Source organism: Paenibacillus lycopersici, assembly GCF_010119935.1.
GTDB lineage: Bacteria > Bacillota > Bacilli > Paenibacillales > Paenibacillaceae > Paenibacillus_Z > Paenibacillus_Z lycopersici.
This window is the reverse complement of sequence record NZ_CP048209.1, coordinates 2,762,183-2,773,351: the sequence shown is the minus strand read 5'-3', so window position 1 is coordinate 2,773,351 and position 11,169 is coordinate 2,762,183. Positions and strand designations below refer to the sequence as shown.

The window sequence follows — 11,169 nt, the reverse complement described above, 5'->3', positions numbered from 1 at the left end:
AACCAATCGATAACTTCCTCTACGCTCAGAAGGCAGACGCGATATGTCTAAGCTCGACCACCTCGTACGACGCCGGCAGCATCCCGGTCTGCGCCAACGTGATGGCAATCACGTCGAACCGGACCGGGCACCCATGCAGCTTGTTCACGGACAAGAAAACCTCCGCAATCGACCGCACCCGATGCTGTTTGCGATAATCGACCGACTCCGCCGCGGTGCCGAATCGGCCGCTTGCCCTGCGCGTACGCACCTCGACGATGACGATTGTGCCGTCAAACTTCGCAATAATATCCAATTCCCCCGAACGACAGCGCCAATTTCGTCCCAAGATTTCATAGCCTTGCCTAAGCAGGTAATCGACGGCTTGCGCTTCGCCGTATACGCCGATCGAGCGCCGATCGTCCCTCTTTCCAGTATTCGATGCTTTGCTCAATGCTGGTCTCCTCCCGCACGTTGATCGGACCGATACACGAAGGAAAGGATTTCGGCGACGAGCGTATACAATTCCGGCGGAATTTCATGGTCCAGATCCAGTTTCGACAAAACCTCGACGAGCGAAGAATCCTGCTGCACGGGTACGCCATGTTCCGTCGCTTTCTCGAGAATCGCTTCCGCCAGCTTGCCCTTGCCTTTCGCGACGATGACCGGCGCCGGCTGTTCGCCGGGCTCGTATTTGAGGGCGACGGCTTTCTTGGAAGGTACGTAAGCTTCCGACTTCGCCGATAATCCGCGTTTCTTCGCTGCGCTCATACCCGGAGATCCACGCCTTTGTATGCATTCGTCGACCATGCCTGTCCATCCGCCGTCGCCGCGAGACCGGACTGTCCGTTCAATCGTTCCGCGATACGCTCCGGCATGTCTTCGACGCGCAGCGTGAGCAGCTGATAACCGGCATTCGACATGGCTGTGTTCAATTCGTCCCTCGCGGCTTCGACGAGCTGCGCGGTCGCGGGATGATCGTTCCAGACGTGAAGATTGACGATTTTATTGATGACCTGCACGTCAATGACCGTATCGCCCAAATTTTTCATGCGCAAATCGAAGACGAGCCTGCAGTTCTCGCCATCCAGCTCCCCTTTGCGCCCTCGCCTCGTCTGAATATGGACGGAAGCCGTTTGATTGCCGTCCTGCCCTTTCATCGGAATAAACATCGTGACATGCGAGAAAAGCGCGCCGTTCTTCTCCGGCGACAGCAGCAGCTGCTGCCCCGTAATTTGCGCCACGAGCTGCTGCGCCGTATCCCGAAGCTGTTGAGGCGCTTCGTCGCTTGCCGCAATCGTCAGCAAAGCGCTTTTCATCGATTCCGACGGATGAATCCATCCGTCATCGCCTGCGATAGCAGCCGGAGCTTGACCGAAGGGCGTCGTGCTTGCGGCCTGCAAGGCCGCTGCGGCATTCCGTGCCAGAACGCCATTCCCTGCGCTATCGTGTTCTACCGCCGTCTTCGTGCCATGCGATTGACCGTCTTGTCTTGCATCCGCCGCCTCGTTCGCTATAACGGGCGTCTGTCGAACCGGCGGCTTCGCGATATCCGCAGACGAACTATCCTTCAAGACAGCGACCGCGAGCAATCGCTCGTGGTCGACGCCCATCCATTTCATGACCTGCTTGACCCAATTGCCGTTTGCTGCATCCTGGGCATCGGGTTGTACCGTTTGCGCGCTCGCAGTCTGCGAAGCCTGACGGTTGTTCGCCGCGGCGGCAAGCAGCCTTAGCTGTTCGGCCTGATCCGCGTTTCCGCTAAGCTGACTTCCATTCGGCAGCCTCCCCGCTGCCGCATGCATGCTGCGTTCGTTTCCCGGCAAAGCATTCGCCGGCTGCGCGTTCAATTGCCGTGCATTCGGCTGCTGCGATACCGCATCCAGCTCCCCGTCCATAGAAGACGCCTGCATGCCTGCGCCGGCTGCCGCTTGAGCGCCAGACTGCCGTTGCGGCGTTCCGCCTGCCTGTGCAACCCCGCTGCCAGCCGGCGCTTGCACGGCATCGTCCGCTCCGGCTGCTTGCGCTAACCCGGCTCCGGCAGGCGCGCTTGCCGCCGCTTGCTGCGCACCCGCCGGCCCCGCCCCAGCGCCTGCGCCACCGGCGCCAGGTGCCGGCGCCGCCGCGCTGCGCGCCGCCAGAGCAGCAGCAGCGCCGGCTGCTCCCCGGGCCACCGGCTCCGCGGCGGTGCCCCGGGCGCCTGCGGCGCCCACGGGCGGCTGCTCCCCGCCGCCGCCCGCACGCATAAGCGCTGCGCCTTCGGACAGCAGCGCATGCAGCTTCGCTGCGGCCGCTTGCGCCGCCCCCTGCGGCTGCGAGGCAGACCCGCCCGCGGCGGCCTGCCCCGCAGCCGCGCCCGTGCCGCGCCAAGCGGCAAGACCCGCCTCCAGCGCCTCCAGCAGCGCATGCGCCGGCGGCCCGGCAATGACCTGCTGAAGCGCGCCGATCGTCGCGCCCGTCATCGGCAGCCCGCGCTTCGCGGCCAGCGCGGCCGCCCGCATCCAGGTCTGCGCGTCGCCGCCGGCAGGCATGGCGGCCAGCGCCGCTTTGAATTGACCCGCCAGCTCGCGCGTCAACACGACGCCGTCCTTGCGCAGCGCGCCGACCAGCTCGGCCGATGCCTTCGTATCCGGCAGGCCGAGCGCCTTGATCCATGCCTTCACGCTCGCTTCCGCGGCCGCGGCGGATTTCGGCTCGGCTTGCTTTAGCACGAGCGCCCCTTCTCCCGATTCCGGCTGAACCTGCAACAGCATCGCTTGCCCGGGACTCATCGGCGTCTCCAGCTTCGCCAGCACGGAAGTTCCATTAATCTGAACGATGCCTTCCTCGTCGCCGGTCATCTTCACAAGCACGCCCCGGACCGTCTGGCCGACCTTTAGCTCCAGCGCCTTGCCTTCGCCCGGCTGCGCATCGCCGGCGAGGCCTTTCAGTAATTGTCCGATCGACATCGACATAACCCGCACATCCTTCCACTCGCGCAAAACCTATAGCTCTATTATCGGCTCCGCCGCGCCGTGCCTGAACCCCCAATTCAACGTATGCTTGCCCGGGCCTCAGCATCGGCTATGTCATCTGTCTTCCATCACGCCTTTTGCATCTTCTATCTTCCTCTTGCGTCTTCCCTCTTCTTGCTTTTACATCCCCTCTGCCGCCTCCCGTCCGCACTGCGAACGCAAGCCATCCACCACATCACGAGACGTCTAGAACATCACCTGCTGCTCCACGTCCTGTCCTTCCGCTTCCGCCCGTTCGGCGAACAGCTTGCCGAGGAAGCTCCGGCGGTGCATCGGGCTCGGCCCGTGCTCCAGCAGCTTCTCGCGATGCAGCTTCGTCGCGTAGCCTTTATGAATCGCAAGACCATATTCGGGGTACAGCTTGTCCCATTCGTCGCAGCATAACCGGTCCCGCGTCACTTTGGCGAGAATCGATGCCGCCGCGATGGACTGGCTTCGCGCATCGCCTTTAATAATCGCTTCTTGCGGCAGCTCGCAATCGACCTTCTCCGCATCGACGAGCAAATAATCCGGCTGCGTCCCCAGCATCCCAACCGCTTGTTTCATCGCCAGCCGCGCGGCTTGCTTAATATTGATCTCGTCCACCGTGGCGGCATCGACGCGCGCGACCGCCCAAGCTTCGGCGCATTCGAGAATTTGCCAATACAGAGCCTCGCGTTTCTTCTCCGACAGCTTCTTGGAATCGTTAATCCCTTCGAGCACCAGCCCCACGGGCAGAATGACGGCCGCCGCAACGACGTCGCCGAACAAGCAACCGCGGCCGACCTCGTCGATGCCGGCCAATTGCCGAAACCCCTGCTCCCACAGTGGCTTCTCGAACTCTTCCAACATTCGCATTTCCCCGCTTCCCCAACATTCTCGTACGCCAATCCTATGTAAATAAGCCTATACCTGCTATTATCGCAATTTATAAGGCCGCTGTCATACCTTCATTTATGCCAATACTCGCCAACAGCCGCGATCTCTTATGACCATGTCCCCGCACTCCCAATTGCCTTTGATCCAATCCACTGCCCGAACAACGCAAAACGGCCGCCCTGTCATCCGGGCAGCCGTTCTTCGTGCTTGCAGCTATGGCGATTCCAGCGTAATGCGGCCCAAGTTCCCGGCGCGCAGCTCGCGCAAAATAATGCCCGACGCTTTCTCCAAATCGACGCGCCCGCCGCTCATGAGGCAGCCCCGCTTGCGGCCGATGTCTTCCATGACGCGGACGAGCTCGTTGTTGTCTTCCAGGTCGCGCGGCGGCTCCGTCAGTCCGAAACGTTCCGCTAGCGCATCCCAGTAACGGCCCGCCAGCTCCTTGATGGCGAAGAACGCGACATCCTCCACGTTCAGCACCTGCTCGCGTATCGCGCCCGTCATCGCCAGCTTATAGCCGACGAGCTGATCCTCGAACTTCGGCCATAGAATCCCCGGCGTATCGAGCAATTCCATCTCGGTGCCGACTTTGATCCACTGCTGGCCTTTCGTCACGCCGGGCCGATCGCCGGTTGCGGCGATGTTGCGTCCGGCAAGCCGGTTGATCAGCGTCGATTTGCCGACATTCGGAATGCCGACGATAAGTCCGCGCACGGCGCGCGGAATCATGCCCTTGTTGATTTGACGAGCGATCTTCTCGTGCAGCAGTTCCTTCACTTTCAATGGAATCTCGGCCACCCGGTTTCCGGTGGAAGCGTCGATCGCCAGGCTCGCATAGCCCAGATCGGCAAAATACGTCCGCCATTGCTCCGTCGTCCGCGCATCGGCCAGATCCGCTTTATTCAACAGGATCAGCCGCGGCTTGCCCTGCAAAATTTCATCTACCATCGGGTTCCGGCTGGAAAGCGGTACGCGGGCGTCCAGGAGCTCGATCGCGATATCGATCAATTTCAGCTTCTCCTGAATTTCCCTTCTCGCTCTCGTCATGTGGCCGGGAAACCACTGAATCGTCATGCTGTCCTTCACCTCATCCGTGTTTCACGAAAGCCAATTTGTTAAGCGGCCAGAAAATAATGTCCGCCCGGCCGACGATCTCCTTGTCGTCGACGAAGCCGATCATCCGGCTGTCCTTGCTGTTGCGCCGATTGTCGCCGAATGCGAGCACATGGCCCTCGGGCACGACATCCGTATCGAAGTTGGCGTTCGGGAAGTTCCGTTCCGGACCGCCGTTATTGTTGAAAATTTCGCCTTTCGCTTTGGCCTCCTCGATCGATTCCTTCAAGTAAGGCTCGTCGACCAGCTTGCCGTTCACGTAGAGATTATCGTCTTCGTACTTGATTTTATCGCCCGGCACGCCGATAACGCGCTTAATGAAGTCGCGCTGTTCGTCCGGTACATGGAACACGAGGACTTCGCCGCGTTTCGGATGGCGCAGCTCGTAAATCGCCTTGTTGACGATCAATCGTTCGCCCGTATAGAAATTCGGTTCCATGGATGGCCCGTCCACGATGAACGGCGCAAACAGGAAGTAGCGAATGACCAATACGAGAATCGCGGCGATCGCAAGCGCCTTGACCCATTCGAACACTTCTTTCTGCATGCGTCCGCCTGGCGGCTTGCTTGGCGTTTCAGGAGCATCCGCACCGTCAACGGCCGTATGTTGTTCTTCCGGCTTCAACTCATCCTGCCTTGTTAGTTGTTCGTCATTGCGCTCCTGTTGATCCATCGTCACACCTCTTCGATTGCAGGAATATTAGCCCTCGACCGCCAACGCGGCGCCCCTATTATATGTATAGCAAAACGTGTTTAAAAAAGCGAAAAGGGACTTGTTTGCGCAAGTCCCCCTCTTGACGATCATTAGCGAATTTCTTTGATACGTGCAGCTTTACCGCGAAGATTGCGGAGATAGTACAGTTTCGCGCGACGGACTTTACCGCGGCGTGCAACTTCGATCTTCTCAATTTTCGGCGAGTTCACTGGGAACGTTCTTTCTACGCCAACGCCGTACGAAATTTTACGCACTGTAAAAGTAGCGCTGATGCCGCCGCCGCGACGTTTGATTACAACGCCTTCGAACAGCTGGATCCGCTCGCGGGAGCCCTCGATTACTTTCACGTGTACCTTAAGCGTGTCGCCTGGGCGAAAGCTAGGAAGGTCAGTACGAAGATTTTCTTGCGCAATAGTTTGCAAAAGATTCATTTAGGTTCAACTCCTTCCACCATAGACGTTCTTATAAGCTGCCGGAATCCCTTTGGAAACCGGGTCTCTGCTTTATAGCGGACCGTCCGAGTTAACAAAGCAACATCTGCTATTCTAACACAATTCCGCCCAGAACACAACAACGGAGTTAATATAAAATCACGGTTCACGAGCAGCGCTATTGCGGATCCTGCTGCTGCCGAAGCTTCATCTGCTCCTCGAGCCAGAGGCGCTCCTTCTTGGTCAGTTCTACGTTCTCCAACAGCTCGGGACGCCGTTCCAGCGTCCGCAGAATCGATTGCCGGCGCCTCCATACCTCTACATTCGCGTGATGGCCGGACAAGAGCACCTCGGGCACTTCCCAGCCTCGGAATACGGCCGGGCGCGTGTAATGGGGATGCTCCAGCAAGCCCGTGCTGAAGGAATCCGTCACGGCCGACGTCTCGTTGCCCAGCACGCCGGGCAGCAGACGGACGATGCTGTCGATCATGACCATCGCCGGCAGCTCGCCGCCCGTCAGCACGTAATCGCCCAGCGAGATCTCGTCCGTCACCAAATGCTGGCGGATCCGCTCGTCGTAGCCCTCGTAGTGGCCGCATACGAAGATCAGATGCTCCTGGGCCGACAGCTCTTCCGCCTTCTTCTGCGTGTACGGGTCGCCCTGCGGGCAGAGCAGGATGACCCGCGGCTTCTCCCCGCCTTCGGGCATAAGCGCCTCCACGGCCGCGAATAGCGGCTCGGGCTTCAGCACCATGCCGCCGCCGCCGCCGTACGGGTAATCGTCCACCGTATTATGCTTATTATTGGCATAATCGCGGAAGTTAACCGCGTTCAAGCCGACGATGCCCTTATCCCGCGCTTTGCCGAGAATGCTGGCGCCGAAGACGCCTTCGAACATTTCGGGAAACAGCGTCAACACATCGATGCGCATGAGCTAGATCAGCCCTTCCATCAGATGAACCTTCACCGTTTTGTTCGGAATGTCCACGTTCAGTACGACGTCGTCGATCACGGGAATGAGCAGCTGCTTGCCTTTCGGCAGCCCGATGACCCAGACGTCGTTCGCGCCCGGCACGAGAATTTCCGTAATGACGCCAAGCTCCTTGCCTTCGTCGGTCACGACGTTGCAGCCGATGATCTGGTGATGATAATATTCGCCTTCATCCAGGTCCACCATGTTGTCCTTCGTTACTTTCAGCGCCCAGCCCTTGAATTTCTCGACTTCGTTGATGTTGTCGTACCCTAGCAGCTTGACGATGTACATGCCTTTATGTTCCCTGGCGCTCAGCACTTCCACTTCCAGCTGCTGTCCGTTCTCTTCGTTCACGAGCGTCAGCACGGATTTCGGCGCGAAACGCTCCTCGGGAAAATCGGTTTGCGATACGATTTTCACTTCGCCGCGAATGCCGTGCGTATTCACCAGCTTACCGACTGATAACCATTGCTGATCCATTCGTTGTCTCCTGACTTTTCGTATTTGTCAATGTGAAACGACCATCGAAAAAGAGCTAGGATGGATATCCTAGCCCTGTCTCGATGTACGATCGCTACGAAATGATATCGACCATGACGCGTTTCTGCGATTTAACGGCCGCCGAAGCGACCACCGTTCTCAGCGCTTTGGCGATCCGCCCCTGCTTGCCGATCACTTTCCCGACGTCGTCGGGGTTGACGGACAGCAGGTAGACGGTGCCGCGATCGTCTTCTTTCACGTCGACGCGTACATCCTCCGGGTTATCCACTAAAGCCTTCGCTATGACAAGAATCAATTCTTTCATCACAATAGGCCCCCCGCATGGAGTAGTTATTTTTGAAGTTTGGACTCGTGAAGCTTCGTCATTACGCCTGCTTTGGAGAGCAGGTTGCGGACGGTGTCGGAAGCTTGCGCTCCGTTTTGAAGCCATTTAAGAGCCTTCTCTTCGTCGATGTTGACTTGAGCCGGTTGAGCAACCGGATTATAAGTACCGATTTCTTCAATAAAACGGCCGTCACGCGGGGAACGGGAATCGGAAACTACCACACGGTAGAAAGGCGCTTTATGCGCACCGATACGTTTCAAACGAATACGTACTGCCATGAGAATTCACCTCCTTCAAAAAATATCGTCTGTCAGAATGGCAGGGTTAACCGTTAGAACGGAAACTTCATGCCTTTCGGAAGCATGTTCTTAAGCCCTTTCATGCCGCCCTTCGGACCTTTGGGGCCCATCATCGACGAGAACTGCTTCATCATCTTCTTCATGTCGTCGAACTGCTTGATCAGCCGGTTCACTTCCGCGACGGAAGTACCGCTGCCTGTCGCAATCCGTTTGCGTCTGCTGTGATTGAGAATTTCGGGCTTGCGCTTCTCTTCCTTCGTCATCGATTTGACGATCGCTTCCACGCGCCCGATCTGCTTCTCATCCACCTTGAGGTTCTTCATGTCCTTCATCTTGCCCATGCCCGGCATCATGTCGAGCAATTGATCGAGCGGCCCAAGCTTGCGAACCTGCTCCATCTGCTCCAGGAAATCCTCGAACGTGAATTCCGCCGTGCGCATCTTGCGCTCCATCTCGGCCGCTTTCTCCGCGTCGATGCTGGACTGCGCTTTCTCGATCAGCGACAGCATGTCGCCCATGCCGAGAATCCGGGAAGCCATCCGCTCCGGATGGAACGGCTCGAGCGGTTCGATCTTCTCGCCCGTCGCCGCGAACTTGATCGGGCAGCCGGTGACGGCTTTGACCGACAACGCCGCGCCGCCGCGCGTATCGCCGTCGAGCTTCGTCAGAATGACGCCCGTCAGCTCAAGCTGACTGTGGAAGCTTTGCGCGACGTTGACCGCCTCCTGGCCTGTCATGGCGTCGACAACGAGCAGCACTTCGTCGGGATTCGTCGCTTCATGAATCTGGCGAAGCTCCGTCATGAGCGCTTCGTCGATGTGCAGCCGGCCGGCCGTATCGATAATGACATAATCATGGCCGTTGTCCTTGGCAAGCTGGAGGCCTTGGCGGGCAATCTCGACCGGCGACGTCTGATCCCCGAGCGTGAACACCGGCACCCCGATCTGCTCGCCGAGCACTTGCAGCTGCTTGATGGCGGCAGGGCGATAAATATCGCCCGCGATCATGAGCGGCTTATGCTTGTCCTTGAGCAGCAGCTTCGCAAGCTTCGCGGACGAGGTCGTCTTGCCGGCGCCCTGCAAGCCCGCCATCAGGATGACGGTCGGCGGCTTGTTCGCTTTCGCGAGCTTCGTGTTCGAACCGCCCATCAGTTCTGTCAGTTCTTTGTTAACAATGTCGACGACGACCATGCCAGGCGTGAAGCTCTTCGACACTTCAAGGCCGATCGTGCGTTCCTTCACCTTCGCGATGAAATCCTTGACGACCTTGAAGTTAACGTCGGCTTCGAGCAGCGCCAAGCGAACCTCGCGCATTGCCTCGTTCACATCGTCCTCGGACACTTTGCCCTTGCCGCGCAATTTGCCGAACACATTCTGCAACCTGCTGGACAATCCTTCAAATGCCATCGTCGTCACCTCCTGTTTATGTAGCTTTCGTTATTATTCGTTACGCAGCCCTTGCGCGATCGCCATCAGCTCTTCGCGAAGGTCGCCGTCCGCCAGCGTTTCCGCCGCCGCGTCCAGCTTCTGCAGCCATTGCTCGGCCGCCTCGTGCTTCGCAAGCAGCTTCAGCTTGCTTTCGCAATTCTCGAGCACGGCTTCCGCCCGTTTCACGTGTTCGTAGACCGCTTGCCTGCTAATATTGAACTCGGTCGCAATTTCCCCGAGTGAATAGTCGTCATGGAAGTAATACTTAAGAAAGGTCTGCTGCTTCTCCGTCAACAGCTGCTCGTAGAAGTCGAACAGCATATTGATCCGTGTCGTCTTCGCCAAGGCGTCGGTTTCATGAACCGTCATGCGATCCGCTCCTTTGCGTCAAGGCAATTACCTTTACACCATATCCACGACGACTATCATAGCGCAAGGGTCTATGCACTGTCAAGTATATTTCCTTGTCACTTAGAAACGCAACGTTCACAGAGCAAAATGCGCGCCGTGAACGTTGCGTCATTAACGGCCGGATTCCTGTTCGTCTTCAACGGCTTGCAGCAAGCCGCCGAACAGCGCGTGCACGAATTGCTCGGAATCGAATTCCTGCAAGTCCCCCATCTTCTCGCCGAGTCCGACCAGCTTCACAGGCAAATCCAGCTCGTTGCGGATCGCGATGACGATGCCGCCCTTGGCCGTTCCGTCCAGCTTCGTCAGCACGAGTCCCGTTACGCCGCTCTTCTCGCCGAACAGCTTCGCCTGGCTGAGCGCGTTCTGTCCGGTCGCCGCGTCGAGCACCAGCAGCACTTCATGCGGCGCGCTCGGAATTTCGCGCTGGATCACGCGGAAGATCTTGTTCAGCTCTTCCATTAAATTATGCTTGTTCTGCAGACGTCCGGCCGTGTCGCAGAGCAGCACGTCGACGCCGCGCTGCTTGGCCGCGTGTACCGCGTCATACATGACCGCCGCCGGGTCCGCGCCGGATTCCTGCTTGATGACGTCGACCCCGACGCGCTTGCCCCATACTTCCAGCTGCTCGATCGCCCCAGCGCGGAACGTATCGCCTGCCGCGAGCAGGACGGATTTGCCTTCGCTTTTGAATTTATGCGCGAGCTTGCCGATCGTCGTCGTTTTGCCGACGCCGTTGACGCCGACGAACAGAATGACGGTCATGCCCGACTCCGCCATCCGCAGCCCTGTCTCGGCGTTGCCCTTCAGCAGCTCCACGAGCCGTTCGGACAGAATCGGCTGCAGCTCGGCCGCTTCCTCGATCTTGCGCTTCTTTACTTCGGCCCGCAGGTCGTCGATCAGCTGCATGACGGTGTTCACGCCGACGTCGGCGCCGATCAGAATTTCTTCCAATTCTTCGTAGAACGCCTCGTCGATCTTCTTGCGGCGCGTAATCAGCTCTTCGATCTTGCCGACGAACGCGGTGCGCGTCTTGGTCAAGCCTTCCTTGAATATGGACGTGACCGCCTCGGTCTTCTGGGCGATGCTCTCTTTCAGCCGTTTAAAAAAACTCATTCTGTGGACC

Annotated in this window: 14 protein-coding genes; all 14 read right to left on the bottom strand. The window is 58.5% G+C overall.

All coding sequences use genetic code 11. The features are described from left to right. Positions 1–25: 25 nt before the first annotated feature. The 14 genes from GXP70_RS12255 to ftsY all read right to left on the bottom strand — a co-directional run bounded on the left by GXP70_RS12255 (position 26) and on the right by ftsY (position 11,159). Positions 26–433: a YraN family protein gene (locus GXP70_RS12255; protein WP_162357010.1), complete on the bottom strand. Its 408-nt coding sequence runs from the start codon at positions 431–433 to the stop codon at positions 26–28. Further along, positions 430–750, bottom strand: coding sequence for an EscU/YscU/HrcU family type III secretion system export apparatus switch protein (locus GXP70_RS12250; RefSeq protein WP_162357008.1), 321 nt, complete (start codon positions 748–750; stop codon positions 430–432). The genes GXP70_RS12255 and GXP70_RS12250 overlap by 4 nt, the downstream gene beginning before the upstream one ends. Further along, a complete protein-coding gene (fliK, locus tag GXP70_RS12245; RefSeq protein WP_162357006.1) occupies positions 747–2,933 on the bottom strand; it encodes a flagellar hook-length control protein FliK in 2,187 nt (728 codons plus the stop codon). The genes GXP70_RS12250 and fliK overlap by 4 nt, the downstream gene beginning before the upstream one ends. Positions 2,934–3,179: 246 nt before the next feature. Beyond that, positions 3,180–3,830, bottom strand: coding sequence for a ribonuclease HII (locus tag GXP70_RS12240; RefSeq protein ID WP_162357004.1), 651 nt, complete (start codon positions 3,828–3,830; stop codon positions 3,180–3,182). A gap of 234 nt (positions 3,831–4,064) precedes the next feature. Continuing rightward, on the bottom strand, positions 4,065–4,925 hold the full coding sequence (ylqF, locus tag GXP70_RS12235; RefSeq protein WP_162357002.1) for a ribosome biogenesis GTPase YlqF: 861 nt from the start codon (positions 4,923–4,925) through the stop codon (positions 4,065–4,067). Positions 4,926–4,938: 13 nt separating this feature from the next. Continuing rightward, positions 4,939–5,637, bottom strand: coding sequence for a signal peptidase I (gene lepB / locus GXP70_RS12230; RefSeq protein ID WP_162357000.1), 699 nt, complete (start codon positions 5,635–5,637; stop codon positions 4,939–4,941). A gap of 131 nt (positions 5,638–5,768) precedes the next feature. Further along, entirely contained in the window at positions 5,769–6,110 is a 342-nt protein-coding gene (rplS, locus tag GXP70_RS12225) for a 50S ribosomal protein L19 (protein WP_090637675.1), read from the bottom strand. A 178-nt stretch (positions 6,111–6,288) separates the two neighbouring features. Then, a complete protein-coding gene (gene trmD, locus GXP70_RS12220) occupies positions 6,289–7,041 on the bottom strand; it encodes a tRNA (guanosine(37)-N1)-methyltransferase TrmD (protein ID WP_162356998.1) in 753 nt (250 codons plus the stop codon). A gap of 3 nt (positions 7,042–7,044) precedes the next feature. Continuing rightward, positions 7,045–7,563, bottom strand: a complete 519-nt coding sequence (gene rimM / locus GXP70_RS12215; protein ID WP_162356996.1) for a ribosome maturation factor RimM — start codon at positions 7,561–7,563, stop codon at positions 7,045–7,047. A gap of 94 nt (positions 7,564–7,657) precedes the next feature. Next, positions 7,658–7,888 (bottom strand): KH domain-containing protein, encoded by a 231-nt coding sequence (locus tag GXP70_RS12210; RefSeq protein WP_161740395.1) that lies wholly within the window; start codon positions 7,886–7,888, stop codon positions 7,658–7,660. 26 nt (positions 7,889–7,914) lie between these two features. Continuing rightward, positions 7,915–8,187, bottom strand: coding sequence for a 30S ribosomal protein S16 (rpsP, locus tag GXP70_RS12205; RefSeq protein ID WP_126016297.1), 273 nt, complete (start codon positions 8,185–8,187; stop codon positions 7,915–7,917). A 53-nt stretch (positions 8,188–8,240) separates the two neighbouring features. Further along, entirely contained in the window at positions 8,241–9,614 is a 1,374-nt protein-coding gene (gene ffh, locus GXP70_RS12200) for a signal recognition particle protein (RefSeq protein WP_162356995.1), read from the bottom strand. 33 nt (positions 9,615–9,647) lie between these two features. Beyond that, positions 9,648–10,004 carry a YlxM family DNA-binding protein gene (ylxM, locus tag GXP70_RS12195; RefSeq protein WP_162356994.1) on the bottom strand — a complete coding sequence of 119 codons (357 nt, stop codon included), beginning with the start codon at positions 10,002–10,004 and terminating at the stop codon, positions 9,648–9,650. 153 nt (positions 10,005–10,157) lie between these two features. Beyond that, positions 10,158–11,159 (bottom strand): signal recognition particle-docking protein FtsY, encoded by a 1,002-nt coding sequence (gene ftsY, locus GXP70_RS12190; RefSeq protein ID WP_162356993.1) that lies wholly within the window; start codon positions 11,157–11,159, stop codon positions 10,158–10,160. Between the last annotated feature and the right edge of the window lie 10 nt (positions 11,160–11,169).

Coding starts and splice junctions, on each gene's coding strand:
- GXP70_RS12250 (WP_162357008.1), bottom strand. CDS start 750: ATGAGCGCAGCGAAGAAACGCGGATTATCGGCGAAGTCGGAAGCTTAC.
- fliK (WP_162357006.1), bottom strand. CDS start 2,933: ATGTCGATGTCGATCGGACAATTACTGAAAGGCCTCGCCGGCGATGCG.
- GXP70_RS12240 (WP_162357004.1), bottom strand. CDS start 3,830: ATGCGAATGTTGGAAGAGTTCGAGAAGCCACTGTGGGAGCAGGGGTTT.
- ylqF (WP_162357002.1), bottom strand. CDS start 4,925: ATGACGATTCAGTGGTTTCCCGGCCACATGACGAGAGCGAGAAGGGAA.
- lepB (WP_162357000.1), bottom strand. CDS start 5,637: ATGGATCAACAGGAGCGCAATGACGAACAACTAACAAGGCAGGATGAG.
- rplS (WP_090637675.1), bottom strand. CDS start 6,110: ATGAATCTTTTGCAAACTATTGCGCAAGAAAATCTTCGTACTGACCTT.
- trmD (WP_162356998.1), bottom strand. CDS start 7,041: ATGCGCATCGATGTGTTGACGCTGTTTCCCGAAATGTTCGAAGGCGTC.
- rimM (WP_162356996.1), bottom strand. CDS start 7,563: ATGGATCAGCAATGGTTATCAGTCGGTAAGCTGGTGAATACGCACGGC.
- GXP70_RS12210 (WP_161740395.1), bottom strand. CDS start 7,888: ATGAAAGAATTGATTCTTGTCATAGCGAAGGCTTTAGTGGATAACCCG.
- rpsP (WP_126016297.1), bottom strand. CDS start 8,187: ATGGCAGTACGTATTCGTTTGAAACGTATCGGTGCGCATAAAGCGCCT.
- ffh (WP_162356995.1), bottom strand. CDS start 9,614: ATGGCATTTGAAGGATTGTCCAGCAGGTTGCAGAATGTGTTCGGCAAA.
- ylxM (WP_162356994.1), bottom strand. CDS start 10,004: ATGACGGTTCATGAAACCGACGCCTTGGCGAAGACGACACGGATCAAT.
- ftsY (WP_162356993.1), bottom strand. CDS start 11,159: ATGAGTTTTTTTAAACGGCTGAAAGAGAGCATCGCCCAGAAGACCGAG.